12 protein-coding genes are annotated in these 14,654 nt (G+C 60.8%); 3 read left to right on the top strand and 9 right to left on the bottom strand.

Features of this window, described 5'->3' with window-relative positions; all coding sequences use genetic code 11:
• Positions 1-341: 341 nt before the first annotated feature.
• Genes L8H52_RS12275 through L8H52_RS12260 form a run of 4 tightly spaced genes read right to left on the bottom strand, consistent with a single transcriptional unit; the run spans position 342 to position 4,202 of the window.
• Entirely contained in the window at positions 342-1,394 is a 1,053-nt protein-coding gene (locus tag L8H52_RS12275) for an extracellular solute-binding protein (protein ID WP_242207251.1), read from the bottom strand.
• A gap of 18 nt (positions 1,395-1,412) precedes the next feature.
• Positions 1,413-2,201 carry an ABC transporter permease gene (locus tag L8H52_RS12270; protein ID WP_008085891.1) on the bottom strand — a complete coding sequence of 263 codons (789 nt, stop codon included), beginning with the start codon at positions 2,199-2,201 and terminating at the stop codon, positions 1,413-1,415.
• On the bottom strand, positions 2,198-3,115 hold the full coding sequence (locus tag L8H52_RS12265) for an ABC transporter permease (RefSeq protein ID WP_242207250.1): 918 nt from the start codon (positions 3,113-3,115) through the stop codon (positions 2,198-2,200). The genes L8H52_RS12270 and L8H52_RS12265 overlap by 4 nt, the downstream gene beginning before the upstream one ends.
• A gap of 1 nt (position 3,116) precedes the next feature.
• On the bottom strand, positions 3,117-4,202 hold the full coding sequence (locus tag L8H52_RS12260; protein WP_242207249.1) for an ABC transporter ATP-binding protein: 1,086 nt from the start codon (positions 4,200-4,202) through the stop codon (positions 3,117-3,119).
• Positions 4,203-4,342: 140 nt separating this feature from the next.
• Between L8H52_RS12260 and L8H52_RS12255 the strand changes: the two genes are divergently transcribed.
• From L8H52_RS12255 to L8H52_RS12245, 3 genes are all read left to right on the top strand, one after another.
• Positions 4,343-5,032 (top strand): GntR family transcriptional regulator, encoded by a 690-nt coding sequence (locus L8H52_RS12255; RefSeq protein ID WP_242207248.1) that lies wholly within the window; start codon positions 4,343-4,345, stop codon positions 5,030-5,032.
• A 134-nt stretch (positions 5,033-5,166) separates the two neighbouring features.
• Complete coding sequence (locus L8H52_RS12250; protein ID WP_242207247.1) at positions 5,167-7,278, top strand: hybrid sensor histidine kinase/response regulator; 2,112 nt, start codon at positions 5,167-5,169, stop codon at positions 7,276-7,278.
• A gap of 36 nt (positions 7,279-7,314) precedes the next feature.
• Entirely contained in the window at positions 7,315-9,948 is a 2,634-nt protein-coding gene (locus L8H52_RS12245) for an excinuclease ABC subunit UvrA (protein ID WP_242207246.1), read from the top strand.
• Positions 9,949-10,082: 134 nt separating this feature from the next.
• On the opposite strand, the gene L8H52_RS12240 is transcribed toward L8H52_RS12245, so the two are convergent.
• Genes L8H52_RS12240 through L8H52_RS12220 form a run of 5 tightly spaced genes read right to left on the bottom strand, consistent with a single transcriptional unit; the run spans position 10,083 to position 14,654 of the window.
• On the bottom strand, positions 10,083-12,026 hold the full coding sequence (locus L8H52_RS12240; protein ID WP_242207245.1) for a response regulator: 1,944 nt from the start codon (positions 12,024-12,026) through the stop codon (positions 10,083-10,085).
• Complete coding sequence (locus L8H52_RS12235; protein WP_242207244.1) at positions 12,016-12,891, bottom strand: ATP-binding protein; 876 nt, start codon at positions 12,889-12,891, stop codon at positions 12,016-12,018. The genes L8H52_RS12240 and L8H52_RS12235 overlap by 11 nt, the downstream gene beginning before the upstream one ends.
• A complete protein-coding gene (locus L8H52_RS12230; RefSeq protein ID WP_242207285.1) occupies positions 12,884-13,894 on the bottom strand; it encodes an ATP-binding protein in 1,011 nt (336 codons plus the stop codon). Before L8H52_RS12230 ends, L8H52_RS12235 begins: the two co-directional genes overlap by 8 nt.
• Entirely contained in the window at positions 13,891-14,295 is a 405-nt protein-coding gene (locus L8H52_RS12225; RefSeq protein WP_003225570.1) for an anti-sigma regulatory factor, read from the bottom strand. Before L8H52_RS12225 ends, L8H52_RS12230 begins: the two co-directional genes overlap by 4 nt.
• The gene (locus tag L8H52_RS12220) at positions 14,292-14,654 is read right to left on the bottom strand and encodes an STAS domain-containing protein (protein ID WP_242207243.1); all 363 of its coding nucleotides are present in this window, start codon (positions 14,652-14,654) and stop codon (positions 14,292-14,294) included. The genes L8H52_RS12225 and L8H52_RS12220 overlap by 4 nt, the downstream gene beginning before the upstream one ends.

Below are 14,654 nucleotides of genomic sequence, written 5' to 3'. Positions count from 1 at the left end.
CGCCTGCATTCCTTCTCCGGGCGCAAGGGCGAGGCGTATTTTGGGCACCGTAGGGGCGGACGTTGCGGAGCCAGTGTGGTTGGGTCATACAAACCTCGTGGGTCTTTGAATTTTTTTCCCTCACCCTAGCCCTCTCCCGGAGGGAGAGGGGACCGAATGGGGGATATTGAAGAAGTACACCGACCTGAAAGTCCGGCTGTGAATCCAAAACTGACCGGTTTGAAAGCTCGGCTGTGAATCCATAATCGACTCGGTTTATCAGGTCGGCGTAGATCGCAAGACACCTCGGTCAGTCCCCTCTCCCCCCGGGAGAGGGCTAGGGTGAGGGCAGCGGACTCAGATCAACCCTTGAGCTTCGACCAGATCCGGTCCTGCAGCTCCCGCGCCTTGTTGCTGCACTCCTTCTCCGGGCGCAAACGCGAGGCGTATTCCTCAGGCATGTTGATCGCGTCCATGACCTTCCACTTCGGATCAAGCAGCGAATCGCTCTGAATCCCGTTGGCGTAAGCAATGGCGTTGGACACGGCAGCGGCGTTCTCCGGCTTCATCATCCAGTCGATAAAGATCTTCGCGTTACCTGGATGCGGCGCGCTTTTCGGCACGGCGAAGTTGTCCTGGAACATCGCCACGCCTTCACGCGGATAGACGTACTTGATCGTGCTCTTCTGCAAGGTCGCCCGTGCCGTCGAGCCGTTCCAGTTCTGCATCATGATCACCTCGCCCGAAGCCATGCGGTCGACGGTGTTGTCGGAGCTGTACATCTTCAAAAACGGCTTCTGCTTCTGCAGCAGTTCGAGGATGCGCTTGGCGTCCTGCGGGTTTTCGCTGCACTCGTCGACGTTCAGATAATGGCTGGCGGCGTTGATCACGCTGCTCGACGTATCGAGGGCAGCGAGCTGGCCTTGCAGCTCTTTGCGCGGCTCGAAGAACTCTTTCCACGAGTCATCCAGCTTGCCGCCCGGCACCCGCGCACTGTCGTAAGAGAACCCGGTGGTGCCCCACAGATACGGCGCCGAGAACTTGCGCCCGGGGTCGAAGCTCGGATCGCGGAACGGCCCCTTCACGTATTGGAAGTTGCTCAGGCTCGGCGTGTCGATTTCCATCAGCAGATCCTGCTTGATCAGCGTCTGCATGATCGACTGCGACGGCACGATCACGTCATACGCGGCGCCGCCGGCCTGCAACTTGGCGAGCAGGGTTTCGTTGCTGTCGTAACCGTCCATGGTCACTTTGATGCCGGTTTCCTTTTCGAACCTGGCCAGCAAATCCACCGGGTAGTAATCGGTCCAGTTATAGAAAAACAGCTCTTTCGGCTCGGCGGCGTGGGCGCCAAACGCGGTGAAACAACTCAGGGCCAGACCGGACATTGCCAGACGCATGCTTTTGCTTTTCATAAACGGAGCGCTCCAGATTTATTGTTGTTTACCGCGTTGGCCCAGCCAGAAGGCCAGCACCACCAGGACAATCGAGATCACCAGCATCAGCGTCGAGATCGCGTTGATTTCCGGCGTCACCCCGGCCTTGATCGCCGAGAAGATGTACACCGGCAACGTCGTCGAACCGGGGCCGGCGACGAAGAAGGTCATGATGAAATCATCGAGGCTGACCACGAACGCCAGCACCGCACCGGACAACACCGCCGGCCACAGCAGCGGCAAGGTCACGCGGCGGAACACCTGCCACGGATTGGCGTAAAGATCGTTCGCCGCTTCCAGCAAACTCTTGTCCAGATCGTTAAGCCGCGCGCGAATCGGCAGGTAAGCGAAAGGAATGCAGAAGCCGATGTGCGCGACGATCACCGTGAGCAAACCAAGCTTGATGCCCAGCGCCATGAACAGCAGCAGGGTGGCCACCGCCGTAACGATCTCCGGCAGGATCAGCGGCAGGTTGATCCCGCCCTCGACCATTTTCTGCCCGTAGAACGGCCGGTAAGTCGCCAGCGCTGCGAGCAGTGCAATCGCGGTGGCGCAGACCGTGGCGATGGTGGCGACGATGATCGAATTCAGCGCCGCCGTCTGAATCGACGGGTTGGCCAGAATCCGCCCGTACCAGGCAAACGAAAACTCGGTCCACACTGTCGCCGAGCGGTTGGCGTTGAAGCTGTAGGCGATCAACACGAAGATCGGCAGGTACAGATAGGCGAGGATCAGCAGGCTGATTTCGCGGGTCGCCGGGAGTTTCTTCAGGTGCAGGGAAATCATGCTTTGGCCCCCCGATTGACGGTCTTCGCCGCGCGGCGGCTGTACAGCGCATAGAGCACCAGCGACACCAGCAGAATCGCCAGCAACAGGAATGACAGCGAACTGCCCAGCGGCCAGTTGCGCGCGGTGCCGAACTGTTGCTGGATCAGGTTGCCGATCATCAGCGTCTTGCCGCCGCCAAGAATCGCCGGGGTGATGAAGGCGCCGAGGCTCGGCACAAACACCAGCAACGCGCCGGCAATCACCCCGGGCATCGACAGCGGCAGAATGATCCGCCGCAACGCGTGCCAACGATTCGCCCCGAGGTCGTAAGCGGCTTCGACCAGACGCCAGTCGAGTTTTTCCAGCGTCGAATAGATCGGCAGAATCATGAACGGCAGGAAGCTGTAGACCAGACCGACACTCACCGCGAAGTCGTTGTAGAGCAGGGTGATGCCGCCGGCACTCGGCAACAGCGCGTTGAGGCTTTGCGCGACCCAACCGTGTTCGCGGAGGATGATCAGCCACGCGTAGTTGCGGATCAGCAGGTTGGTCCAGAACGGAATGGTGATGAGCAATACCATCAGGTTGCGACGGCGTGGAGTCAGGCTCGACATCCACAGCGCCACGGGAAATCCGAACAGAAAACACAGCGCGGTAGTGCCGCCGGCCTGCAGCACCGAGCGCAATAGCGCCTGGGCGTAGACCCAGTTCAGCTCCAGTTCACCGTCGAACCCTTCCTGGAAAAACAGCTGCACATAGCTTTGCAGTTGCCATGGCGCTTGCCAGTCGACGCCGCCGTAGGTGTTGCGCGGCAACAGGCTGATGTAGCCCATGATCCCCAACGGAATGGCGATCAGGGCGAGCAGGGTCAACACCACCGGGCTGAGCAACAGCGCACGGTTGAGGGCAGGGGAAGTGCTGCTGACGCTCATCTCAAGCCTCCATCAACAGGCAGGCGTGCGGCGGCAGGTGCACGGCGACGCGCTCGCCGACCGCACGGCTTTGGTTCAGGCCTTCGTTGTTTTCGCGCAGCATGACTTTGATGTCGTTGTTCAAACGGCATTGATAGAGGGTGGCGGTGCCGACGTAGAGCACCGCTTCGATCACCCCGCGCAGGTGATGCGGCTGGCTGGCGTCGACCAGTTGCGAGCGTTCCGGACGAAACGCCAATTGCACGCTGCTGCCGGTGAAGCTTTGTTGCTGACAGGGGATTTCGATCGGCATGCCGTTGGGTACGAACAGTTTTTCGTTGTGTTCGCCGTGCTTGAGCTGGCCGGGGAGGAAGTTGATGTCGCCGATGAATTGCGCGACAAAGCGGTGTTTCGGCTGTTCGTAGATATCGGTCGGCGTGCCGATCTGCAGGATCTTGCCGGCGGACATCACGGCGATACGGTCGGACAGGGTCAGCGCTTCTTCCTGATCGTGGGTGACGAAAATGAAGGTGATGCCGGCTTCTTTCTGTACGCGTTTGAGTTCGACCTGCATTTCCTTGCGCAACTTCAGATCGAGTGCCGACAGCGGTTCGTCGAGCAACAGCACTTTCGGTTTCGGCGCCAAGGCCCGGGCCAGAGCCACACGCTGTTGCTGGCCGCCGGATAACTCGGCCGGTTTGCGCCCGGCCAGGTGCTCCATTTGCACCAGCGCGAGCATCTCGTTGACGCGATCGGGGATCAACCTGCGATCAAGACCCTGCATCTCGAGGCCGAAGGCGATATTCTGCGCCACACTCATGTGCGGAAACAGCGCATAGCTCTGGAACACCGTGTTGACCCGACGCTTGAACGGCGGCAGATCGTTGACCGGTTCGCCGGCCAGACGAATCTCGCCTTCACTGACGTGTTCGAAACCGGCGATGGTCCGCAGCAAGGTGGTTTTGCCGCAACCCGAGGGGCCGAGCAGTGTGAAGAATTCGTTATCGGCGATGTTCACCGAGACATTGTCGAGGGCTGGCGCGAGGCCAGGATCATCGGAATACCGTTTGGAGACGTTGCGCACTTCAATTGCTATTGGTTGACCCATAATGGTGCAATCCTCTATTTATTGTATGCAATATCTGAATGCAATTTAGAAATACCCGGATTAATCTGCGCGTGCAACCCCCTTTTTCCATGGCTGTGCATCGCCAGGGGCTGGTTGCCCGACGCTAAAGGAGTGTTCGAATGACCGAGAAGAAACCGGAAACCACGGTCGACCGCGTCTACCAAGGGGTTTACGAGGCGATCAGCAAGCGTTCGTTACGCCCGGGCATGAAACTGGGTGAGGCCTCATTGGCCGAGTTATTCAATGTCAGCCGCACGTCGGTGCGCGCTGCATTGAAGCAATTGGAGGCCGACGGACTGGTCACTACCGAGCCCAATAAAGGTGCATCGGTGTCGCTGCCGAGCAACGAAGAGATCCGTTCGCTGTTCGAAACCCGGCGGTTGATCGAGATCGGTATCGTCGCTGAACTGTGCCGGCGCAAGGACACTGCCGCGATGCAGGATTTGCGCGAACATCTGCTGCTGGAAGATGAAGCCCATGCCGCTGGTGATCACGAACGGTTGATTCATCTGCTCGGCGAGTTCCACATCAAACTGGCGCGCAGCCTGAATAATCCGGTGTTGCTCGACTGGTTCCAGAAGCTGATTTCCCGTGCCTCGCTGTACGCCGCTGCGCTGGACGACGACAGTCATGAAGTGTGTCGCGACGACGAGCATCTGCGCCTGATCGAATACATCGAGGCGGGCAATCAGAGCGCCGCCATCGAGCTGACCTGCATGCATTTGAACGGCATCGAGAAGGCCATTCTCGACGTCGCCGCAAAGATGAAAACTGGCTACCATCCGCTCAAACACCTGATCGGGGTGTGAGTTTCGGCCGAGCGTGAAATCGGCTATACCTCAGATGAAACCATTGCGAATGAAGACGCTCGAAACAGACGGGCGTCGCGTTGCGCTGGCGCGGCAATTTATCGGGCAATCACCTAAGGACACTGAGTCAGTCGATGCAGTTTTTATCCGATAGCCATGGTTGTGACGGCTGGAAAGGCGACATGGCCGGGCGCATCTGCGCGTTCGACTGGAGCCACACCGAACTTGGCCCTCTGAACAGCTGGCCGGCCAGCCTGTGCAGCGCGGTGCAATTGATGCTGGCCTCGCCACTGCCGATGGTCATGCTCTGGGGCCGCGCCGGCTACATGATCTACAACGACGCCTATTCGATATTTGCCGGTGGTCGCCATCCCTATTTGCTGGGCGCGCCGGTGGAACTGGGCTGGCCGGAAGTCGCCGAATTCAACCGGCATGTGGTCGATACCTGTCTGGCCGGCGGCACTTTGTCTTTCCGCAATAAAGAGTTAGTGCTGTTACGCGATGGCGTCCCCGAAGACGTCTGGATGGATTTGTATTACAGCCCGGTCGCCAACGATGACGGCGTGCCCGCCGGAGTGATGGCGATGGTGGTCGAAACCACCGAATTCATGCATTCCGAACGCCTGCGCCAGGAAGCGGAAGACGCCTACCGTGCCGATAACGAAAGGGTGCGACTGGCACTGAATGCCGGCGCGTTGCTTGGCTCGTTTGTCTGGGATGTGAAGAACAACAGGCTGTCGGCGGACGAGCGCTTCGCCCGCACCTTCTCTTACCCGCCGGATCAGGACCTGAGCAATCTGGCGCAGGAGATTGCCGAGTCGCGCATTCATCCCGATGACCACGCCTGGGTGCAAGAGCGCGTCGCCCACTCGGTGCAGACTGGCGAACCGTATAACGCTGAGTATCGAGTGTTGCGCAGCGACGGCAGCTATCTTTGGGTGCTGGCCAGCGGCGGCTGCGAGTTCGACGAGCACGGCAAGCCGCTGCGCTTTCCCGGCGTTTTGATCGATATTCATGAACGCAAGATTGCCGAAGAATCCCTGCTCAAATTTACCCGCAATCTCGAACAGCGCGTGGGCGAAGAGGTTGAGGCGCGGCTGGCGGCTGAGGAGCAGTTGCGTCAGTCGCAGAAGCTCGAAGCCATTGGTGGACTGACGGGCGGCGTCGCTCACGACTTCAATAATCTGCTGCAAGTGATCGCCGGCAATCTGCATTTGCTCGCCCGCCATGAACCGAACAACGCCAATGTGCAGCGCCGGGTCAGTGCCTCGCTGGCGGCGGTCGAGCGCGGCGCCAAGCTGTCCTCGCAATTGCTTGCGTTTGCCCGCCGTCAACCGTTGTCGCCGGCGGTGTGCAACCCGCAGCAGATCTTTGAAGGCGTTGGCGAATTGCTGCAGCGGGCGTTGGGCGAAACCATTCAGATCGACGTGCAACTACCACCCGCGCCGTGGCACATCAACGTCGACCGCAATCAACTGGAAAACGCCATTCTCAATCTGGCGATCAACGCCCGCGATGCCATGAAGGGCGAGGGCACCATCGGGCTCAGCGCTGCCAACGTGCAACTCGACCGCGAGTTTTGTGCCGGTAAAGGCATCGTTCCCGGCGAGTTTGTCCGAGTCGCCGTCAGTGACAGCGGCGCTGGCATTGCGCAAGACATTCTCGAGCAAGTGTTCGAACCGTTTTTCACCACCAAGGCCGATGGCCAAGGCACCGGGCTGGGCCTGAGCATGGTGTTCGGCTTCGTCAAACAGAGCGGCGGGCATGTCGACATTGCCAGTGCCGTCGGCGAGGGCACGCAGGTGCAGTTGTACTTCCCGCGCAGCCTGCGCCCGATTCTTGATGAATCGCCCAATCTGCAACGGCAGCAGAGCGGTGGTCACGAGACGTTGCTGGTGGTCGAGGACAACGACGCGGTGCGCGCCTCGGCGGTCGAGTTGCTGCGCGAGGAAGGTTATCGCGTGTTGACCGCCGGCAATGGCGATGCGGCCATGCAGATGCTCCTCGAAGGTGCCGAAGTCGATCTGATTTTCACCGACGTGGTCATGCCGGGGCTGATCAAGAGCTCCGACCTGTTCGCCTGGGCCAAGGTGCAGACGCCGCCAGTGGCGGTGCTGTTCACCTCCGGGCATACCCGCGACATCATCTCGCGCAATCACCAGCTCAGTCCCGACACGCATTTGCTCGGCAAACCGTATAGCCCGGAGGCCATGTTGCAGATGATTCGCGTGGTGCTCGGTAGTTGAGCGTTGAACATTCTTTCACCAAGGCAAGGCAGGTCGATGACTTCCAAACGCACCTCCAAAGCGCCCGCCGGCATGGTCCGGGTGCGCGGCGCCCGTGAACATAATCTGAAAAACGTCGATGTCGACATTCCTCGCGATGCGCTGGTGGTGTTTACCGGCGTGTCCGGTTCGGGCAAATCGTCGCTGGCGTTTTCCACCTTGTATGCCGAAGCCCAGCGCCGCTATTTCGAGTCGGTGGCGCCTTACGCGCGGCGCCTGATCGATCAGGTCGGCGTGCCGGATGTCGATTCCATCGAAGGCCTGCCGCCAGCCGTGGCCCTGCAACAGCAACGCGGCACGCCGAGCACGCGCTCGTCGGTGGGCAGCGTCACCACGTTGTCGAGCCTGATCCGCATGTTGTACTCGCGCGCCGGCAGTTATCCGCCGGGGCAGCCGATGTTGTACGCCGAGGATTTCTCGCCGAATACGCCGCAAGGCGCCTGCCCGGAGTGCCATGGCCTCGGCCGTGTCTATGAAGTCACCGAAGCGCTGATGGTGCCCGATCCGAACCTGACCATTCGCCAGCGTGCCGTGGCTTCCTGGCCGTTGGCGTGGCAGGGGCAGAACCTGCGCGACATCCTCGTGACCATGGGCATCGACGTCGACATCCCGTGGAAAAAGCTGCCGAAAAAACAGCGCGACTGGATTCTCTTCACCGAAGAAACCCCGACCGTGCCGGTGTACGCCGGGCTGACCCCGGAAGAAACCCGCGTCGCCCTCAAGCGCAAGGTGGAGCCGAGTTATCAGGGCACCTTCAGCGGCGCCCGGCGCTACATCCTGCACACGTTCAGCCATTCGCAAAGTGCGCTGATGAAGAAGCGCGTTGCGCAGTTCATGCTCGGCAGCCCATGCCCGCTATGTGACGGCAAGCGCCTGAAGCGTGAAGCGTTGTCGGTGACGTTTGCCGGGTATGACATCGGTGAACTGGCGCAGATGCCGTTGCTGCAAGTGGCCGAGGTGTTGAAACCCGTGGCGGCGCACAGTTATCTGGAGCAGGCCGAGGAAACCGGCGAGACCTTGAGCCATGCGCAAACCCGCGAGGCTCGTCAGCAGCGTGTGGCCCACGGCGCCAGCGGCCATGCCAGCGCGCCGGATGTGCGCCACACGCCGAACCTGTCGCTGGAGAAACGCCTGGCGGCGCAGCGCATCGCCGAGGATTTGCTGGAACGGGTCAGCACCCTGACCGATCTGGGCCTCGGTTATCTGGCGCTGGAGCGCAGCACACCGACGCTGTCGTCGGGTGAGTTGCAGCGCTTGCGTTTGGCGACGCAGTTGGGCTCGCAATTGTTTGGGGTGATTTATGTGCTCGACGAGCCATCCGCCGGTTTGCATCCGGCCGATGGCGAGGCGTTGTTCGAGGCCTTGCAACGCTTGAAAGCTGACGGCAACACGCTGTTTGTGGTCGAGCATGATCTGGAAACCATGCGCCGCGCCGATTGGCTGATCGATGTCGGCCCGGCGGCGGGCGAGCAGGGTGGACAGGTGTTGTACAGCGGCCCGCCGGCAGGTCTGGCCGAGATCGAAGCGTCGCAGACGCGGGCCTATCTGTTTGCCGAATCGCAGCGTCAGACACGCGCCGCGCGCAAACCGACGGCGTGGCTGAAACTCGACGGCATTACCCGCAACAACCTGAACAATCTGAGTGCCGAATTTCCCTTGGGCTGCTTCACCTCGGTGACGGGCGTGTCCGGCTCTGGCAAGTCGAGTCTGGTCAGTCAGGCGTTGCTGGAACTGGTCGGCGCGCAGTTGGGCCGTGCCACGCAGGAAAGCGAGACGGAAGAACTCAGCTTGGAGGACGACGCCCCGCAACTCAGCAGCGGCCAGGTCACGTCGGGACTGGAGTCGATCAAGCGACTGGTGCAGGTCGATCAGAAACCGATCGGCCGCACGCCACGCTCCAATCTGGCGACCTACACCGGTTTGTTCGACAACGTGCGCAAGCTGTATGCCGCGACCGACGCTGCCCGGGCAGCGGGCTACGACGCCGGGCAGTTTTCCTTCAACGTCGCCAAGGGTCGTTGCGCCACCTGTGAGGGCGAAGGCTTTGTCAGTGTCGAGTTGTTGTTCATGCCAAGTGTCTATGCGCCGTGTCCGACCTGTCATGGCGCGCGGTACAACCCGCAAACGCTGGCGATTCTCTGGCAGGGTTTGAGCATTGCCCAGGTGTTGCAACTGACCGTGGAGGAGGCGGTGGAAGTCTTCGCCGAGCAACCGGGGATTCGCCGTTCACTGGAAGTGCTGCGCGATATCGGCCTCGGTTATCTGCGTCTGGGTCAGCCGGCCACAGAGTTGTCCGGCGGCGAAGCACAACGCATCAAACTGGCCACCGAGTTGCAGCGCAACCAGCGCGGCGCGACCTTGTATGTGCTGGATGAACCGACCACCGGACTGCACCCGCGCGATGTTGATCGGTTGCTTGAGCAACTGGATTCTCTGGTGACGGCGGGGCACACGGTGATAGTGGTCGAGCACGAAATGCGCGTGGTGGCGCAGAGTGACTGGGTGATCGACATCGGGCCGGGAGCGGGGGATCAGGGCGGCAGGATTGTCGTGGCGGGTACACCTCAGAAGGTTGCGGCGAGCAAGAAGAGCAGGACGGCGCCGTTTTTGGCCCGTGCCTTGAGCCGATAGGTGGGTTGGCAGGGCTGACGTCTTCGTCGGAACGCCGCCCGGAGCAAGCTCGCTCCCACAGGTTTTCGGGTGTGCCTGCAAGTCGGGTACACACTGTTCACTGTGGGAGCGAGCTTGCTCGCGAAGGCATTAGATCAGGCACCATCAAGGGTGCGGCGGACCTTGTCGAGCAGTTCACTGATCTGAAACGGTTTGACCAGCATGTCCATGCCGCTACCGAGAAACACCTGACGATTGATCGCCGTTTCCGCATACCCGGTCATGAACAGGATCGGCAATCCGTCACGCCAGCCCCGCGCAACATCCGCCAACTCGCGTCCACTCATGCGCGGCAGTCCGACGTCGGTCAGCAGCAGGTTGATCGATGAGTCGTTCTGCAGCCGCTCCAGCGCCGTTTCGATATCCGCCGCCTGGGTGCAGCGATAACCCGCGTCCTCCAGCACTTCGGTGACGAACATGCGCACCGACGGCATGTCCTCGACAATCAGTACATGTTCGCCAGTGCCTTGCGGATCGACCACGGGTGGGGGGATGTCGGCACCGGTCGGGTCGGTGGTGGCCGGCAACATGATCGTCACTTCGGTGCCGCGTCGCGCCACGCTGCGGATATGCGCGTCACCGCCCGATTGGCGAGCAAAACCATAGATCGTCGACAACCCCAGCCCGGTGCCCTGGCCCAGCGGTTTAGTGGTGAAAAACGGATCGAAGACTTTATCGATGACGTTGTGCTCGATCCCGGTTCCGTCGTCACGCACCGACAGTGCCACGTAAGCGCCGTCGGCCAGATTCGGGTCGCCATGGGAATAGGCGGCGTAGGTACTGACCCAGATATTGCCGCCCGTCGGCAGCGCATCGCGGGCGTTGATCACCAGATTCAATACCGCGCTTTCCAGCTGCACCGGGTCGACCAGGGCGATCGCCGGTTTGTTGGTCAGCTCAAGCTTGAGGCTGATGCGTTCACCGATGGTGCGCATCAGCAGTTCTTCCAGCGAACGCACATGATCGTTGATGTCCACCGGCCGCGTATCCAGCGGCTGCTGGCGGGCGAAGGCCAGCAAACGATGGGTGAGGGACGCCGCGCTCATCGCCGAATTCAGCGCCGCTTCGGAATAAAACTGCACTTTGTCCAGACGTTCGTCGGCAACACGCTTCTGGATCAGCTCCAGGCTGGTGATGATCCCGGTCAGCAGATTGTTGAAGTCATGGGCGATGCCGCCGGTGAGCTTGCCCAGCGCATCCATTTTCTGTACTTGCAGCAATTGCGCCTCGGCCCGCACGCGTTCGGCGGTTTCCTTGGCCAGTTGCGTGGTGGTGTCGTTCAGACGGGCCAGATGCGAACGCTCGCGATGGCGGTGTTCGGTGACGTCTTCGACAAATACCAGGCTCAGTTCAGGCGTGCGGTACGGCGAAATCTGCCACTCGGTCTCGCGAATCTCACCCTGCACGCGCATGTTCAGCGTGCCTTTCCAGCGCTCGCCATCGACCAGGCGCAAGCGCAGTTCGTTGAGGATTGCGCTCTGGTCTTCGGCGAAACATTCACGCAGGATTTGCGGGTCCTGATTGTCGAGAATCAGTTGCGTGAAGGCATGGTTGCATTCGTGCACCTTGAGGCTGGCATCGAGTACGGCAATCGGCGCGGAGACATTGACGAAAATCTCGCGGAACCGCGCTTCACTTTCACGCAGGGCATTTTCCGTGTCGCGCACCCGCAACAGCGTACGCAGGGTCGCCAGCAGCACGTCCGCGTCGACCGGGTGAATCAGGTAGGCGTCGGCGCCCGCATCGAGGCCGGTGATGATGTCACCGGTCTGGATCGACGCCGCAGATACGTGGATCACTGGCAGCAACGCCGTGCGTGTGTCCGCACGCAGGATACGCACGATGTCGAAGCCGCTCATGTCCGGCAGATTGACGTCGAGAATCAACGCATCGATCGCTTCGCTGTCGATCAGCGCCAGCCCCTCACCGCCGGTGCCGGCTTCCAGCACCTCGTAACCGTGGCGCTCCAGCCGTCGACGCAGGGCGTAGCGGGTGGCGACGTTGTCGTCGACGATCAACAGGCGGATGTCACGTTTCATCGACGTTCTCCAGAGCGATCGCCAGCGGAATGACCACGAAGAAGGTCGAGCCGACCCCCGGCGTGCTTTCCAGCCCGACTTCACCGCCGAGCAGAGCGGCGAAGCGTTTGCACAGTGACAACCCCAGACCGGTGCCGCGCAGACGTTTCTGCAGCGGCGAGTCGACCTGAGAAAAGTCCTCGAACAATGCACCATGCAGCTCGGCGGCGATACCGATTCCGGTGTCGCTGACGGCAAAACGCACCTTGTCCACGCCTTCGAGGCGCGCGGACACCCGCACTTCACCACGGGTGGTGAACTTCAGCGAATTGGAAATGAAGTTGCGCAGGATCTGCCCAAGTTTCTTGTCGTCGGTGTACAGGCGCGGCAAACCGATCGGTTCTTCGAAAATCAGGTCCACAGCGGAGGCATCGACAATCGGCCGAAACATCCCGCGCAGCGCCGAGAACAGGTCGAACATGTCGAACCATGCCGGGGAAATGGTGATGCGCCCGGCCTCGATCTTCGCGAGGTCTAGCAGGTCATCGACCATGTCGCTCAACTCGCGGGCAGCGGTGCTGACGAACGCCACCTGCTTGTGTTGTTCAGGGCTGAGCGGGCCGTCGAGTTCGTCGGCGAGCAGGCTGTTGATGCTGAGGATCGAGCCCAGTGGCGTGCGGAATTCGTGGCTCATGTATGACAGAAAGCGACTTTTCAGATCTGAGGCCTGGCGCAACTCTTCAGCTTGTTCGTCAAGTTCGGCATACAGCGCCAGCACGCCCTGATTGGTTTCGTCGAGCTCTTCGCGCAAAGCCACTGTTTCGCTCTGCAACTGCGCGATGAGCGCGGCCTGTTCGGCGTTGCTCAAAATCGGTGACTCAGCCATGGGCGGCCTCCAGGGCAACGACCAATACCGTTGCATCGTCACGCCCGCGACTGAAGTCGCGGTGCAGGACGCTGGCTATCACAGCGGGGTGGCGATGCACCAGGCCGGGGTAGTCTTGTAGATTCCAACGGGACTGCAAGCCGTCGCTGTACATGATCAATAGATGTCCGTTCACGTGAGCATAGTCAAAAGGCCGGGCTTTTCGGTATTGCACGCCGACGATACCTGGGTGCGAGGCCAGACCGCGCGATTTGTCGGCGGCGATCAGGCTGGCGCCAATATTGCCCACGCCAGCAAAGGTCAGGCTGTCGCGCCTGCCGTCGAACTGGGTAAACGCGACGGCGCCGCCACGGGTGCCGATCATGTCGCGATGCATGTCTTCCATCAGCATCACCGGGTCGGCAAACGGTGTCAGGGCGAAGGCTTGCGCCCCCGCACGACCAGCGCGTTCGGCTTCCTCGCCATGCCCGAGGCCATCGATCACCAGTGCGCTGATGCTGGCGTCTTCATACTTCAGGTGCCAGACATCGCCGCACGCCGGATCGTCGTGCAACGAATGCTGACTGACGCCGTAGCGGATATCCGGTTCGCGGTCGGTGCGAGGGTAAAGTCGTGCCAGCAAGACCGCGCCACGTGCGTCGGCATAGACGTCAAATACCTCGGTCTGCCGCGAAATTGCACCGAGGCCGATACCTTGTGTGCCACCGGTGGAAAATCCGTCGGCCATACAGGCCTCCAGATCAAAGCCCTGAGCGCGATCCACCGCGAGCATTTCGATGCCGAAACCCGCAGGCCGTGGTAATACCCGCAGATGCAGTGCGCCGTGAGTGGCATGTTTGAGCACATTGCTCGCCAGTTCAGTGGCAACCAACGCGACACGTCCGGCATCGCGCTCATCAAAGCCATGCTGTTCGGCGAGTTGCTGCGCGGTGCGCCGGGCATAACCGATCTGACTGCTGTCTTCGATTGGCAGAACCTGGGTCAACGTCCCCACGATATTCATGTCCATCGTGTGATCGTTATGCGTGTGCCTTTGCCGGGCTCGGTGTCGAGTTCGAACTCTTCAACCAGCCGTTTCGCCCCGGTCAGGCCCAGCCCCATGCCGCTGCCGGAGGTCCAGCCGTCGGTCATCGCCAGTTTGATATCGGCAATGCCCGGACCTTCATCGCGAAAGGTCAGACGCAGACCGACCTTGTGATCCTCATCGAGAATCTGCCAGTCCATGTCGCCGCCGCCCCCGTAAACCATGGTGTTGCGCGCCAGTTCGCTGACCGCCGTGACCATTTTCGTCAGGTCGATCAGGCGCATTCCGCATTCGGTGGCCAGTTTGCGTGCGGTCTGGCGCGCGAGCACAACGTCCTGCTCGATGTGGATGGGTTGAGTACCGCTGCTGCGAACAGTCATTGCAGCGCTACTCGTTCCCGGAGCAGCTTCATCCCGCGCTCGACATTCAGTGCGGTACTGACACCGGGCAACGTCATGCCAAGCTCCACCAAAGTAATCGCCACCGCCGGTTGCATGCCCACCAGTACAGTTTCGGCGTCCATGATTTTCGACAGGCCGGAAATCGTGCCGATCATTCGGCCAATAAACGAGTCGACCATGTCCAGTGCCGAAATGTCGATCAACACCCCGCGCGCCGAGGTTTTGCTGATGCGCTCGGACAAGTCGTCTTGCAGGGTGAGGGCGAGTTGGTCATGCATGTCGACCTGAATGGTCACCAGCAGAAAATCGCCCATCTGGAGAATCGGGATACGTTCCAT

Source organism: Pseudomonas sp. CROZ-RG-20F-R04-15 (genome assembly GCF_022662375.1).
In the GTDB taxonomy this organism is placed as follows: Bacteria; Pseudomonadota; Gammaproteobacteria; order Pseudomonadales; family Pseudomonadaceae; genus Aquipseudomonas.
The sequence above is the reverse complement of the archived record's forward strand: the minus strand, read 5'-3'. Positions and strand labels throughout refer to the sequence as shown.

Bases quoted from the DNA above. Each gene is read 5' to 3' on its own strand.
- L8H52_RS12265 (WP_242207250.1), bottom strand. From the start codon at position 3,115: ATGAGCGTCAGCAGCACTTCCCCTGCCCTCAACCGTGCGCTGTTGCTC.
- L8H52_RS12255 (WP_242207248.1), top strand. From the start codon at position 4,343: ATGACCGAGAAGAAACCGGAAACCACGGTCGACCGCGTCTACCAAGGG.
- L8H52_RS12250 (WP_242207247.1), top strand. From the start codon at position 5,167: ATGCAGTTTTTATCCGATAGCCATGGTTGTGACGGCTGGAAAGGCGAC.
- L8H52_RS12240 (WP_242207245.1), bottom strand. From the start codon at position 12,026: ATGAAACGTGACATCCGCCTGTTGATCGTCGACGACAACGTCGCCACC.
- L8H52_RS12260 (WP_242207249.1), bottom strand. From the start codon at position 4,202: ATGGGTCAACCAATAGCAATTGAAGTGCGCAACGTCTCCAAACGGTAT.
- L8H52_RS12230 (WP_242207285.1), bottom strand. From the start codon at position 13,894: ATGAATATCGTGGGGACGTTGACCCAGGTTCTGCCAATCGAAGACAGC.
- L8H52_RS12220 (WP_242207243.1), bottom strand. From the start codon at position 14,654: ATGGAACGTATCCCGATTCTCCAGATGGGCGATTTTCTGCTGGTGACC.
- L8H52_RS12270 (WP_008085891.1), bottom strand. From the start codon at position 2,201: ATGATTTCCCTGCACCTGAAGAAACTCCCGGCGACCCGCGAAATCAGC.
- L8H52_RS12235 (WP_242207244.1), bottom strand. From the start codon at position 12,891: ATGGCTGAGTCACCGATTTTGAGCAACGCCGAACAGGCCGCGCTCATC.
- L8H52_RS12275 (WP_242207251.1), bottom strand. From the start codon at position 1,394: ATGAAAAGCAAAAGCATGCGTCTGGCAATGTCCGGTCTGGCCCTGAGT.
- L8H52_RS12225 (WP_003225570.1), bottom strand. From the start codon at position 14,295: ATGACTGTTCGCAGCAGCGGTACTCAACCCATCCACATCGAGCAGGAC.
- L8H52_RS12245 (WP_242207246.1), top strand. From the start codon at position 7,315: ATGACTTCCAAACGCACCTCCAAAGCGCCCGCCGGCATGGTCCGGGTG.